Genomic DNA, 1,001 nt, shown 5'->3' with positions numbered 1-1,001 from the left:
CGCCCTCGGCGATGCGCTCGCCGCGAGCTTCCCGGCCCGCCACTCCAAGCCGCGCACCCGAAGCGCCCGGCCGCGGGCGGGCCGCACCTCGGCAGTACCCCGCGCCGCTCGATAAGCTCGAACCGATCGTGCCCTGGATCCGTGTGTTCCGGGGGAGGCCGGGAGGTCGTCGTGACCGACGCAGGAGAGCTGATCGCCGGGCGGTACCGGCTGGCCGAACGGGTCGGCCAAGGTGCCATGGGTGTCGTCTGGCGGGCGCGTGACGAGCGGCTCGACCGGGTCGTCGCGGTCAAGCAGCTGGACTACGACGCCGCCATCGGGCAGGCCGCCGGGGAAGAGGCGGCCCAGCGTGCCCTGCGTGAAGCCCGGCTCACCGCGCGCCTGCGGCACCCGCACGCCATCACCGTGCACGACGTCGTCGAGCAGGACGGCGAGCCGTACCTGGTCATGGAGTACCTGCCCTCGCGGAGCCTGGCCGAGATCCTGCTCGACCGCGAAAGCCTGCCCGCCGGCGACGTCGCGCGCATCGGCAGGCAAGCCGCGTCGGCGCTCGCCGCGGCGCACGCCGAGGGGATCGTGCACCGGGACGTCACGCCCGGCAACGTCCTCATCGGCGAGGACGGCGTCGCCAAGATCGCCGACTTCGGCATCTCCCGGGCGACCGGCGAAGGCACGGTGACCGGCGGCGGGTTCATCGCGGGCACCCCCGCCTACCTCTCCCCCGAGGTTGCCAACGGCCGCGAAGCCGGCTTCCCCGCCGACGTCTTCTCCCTCGGCTCGACGCTCTACCGCGCGCTGGAAGGCACGCCCCCGTTCGGCACCGACGACAACGCGATCGCCCTGCTCCTGCGCGTCGCCCGCGAGGACGTCACGCCGCCCCGGCACGACGGGCCGCTCGCCGAGGTGCTCACCCGGATGCTCCAGCGCGACCCGGCCGCGCGCCCCTCGATGGCCGAGGTCCAGCAGCTGTTCGAGGCGGTCGCCGACGGCCGCCCGCTGCC

Annotated in this window: 1 protein-coding gene; it reads left to right on the top strand. The window is 74.8% G+C overall.

Annotated elements, in window-relative coordinates:
- Positions 1 to 171 precede the first annotated feature (171 nt).
- Positions 172 to 1,001 (top strand): serine/threonine-protein kinase (locus G3I65_RS39970; RefSeq protein WP_160700685.1); only part of this gene is annotated, 830 nt, incomplete at its 3' end.

It is taken from the genome of Amycolatopsis sp. SID8362 (genome assembly GCF_010550475.1).
GTDB classification, from domain to species: Bacteria; Actinomycetota; Actinomycetes; order Mycobacteriales; family Pseudonocardiaceae; genus Amycolatopsis; species Amycolatopsis eburnea.
Note: the sequence above shows the minus strand (reverse complement) of the source record. Positions and strands in the feature narration are given on the sequence as shown.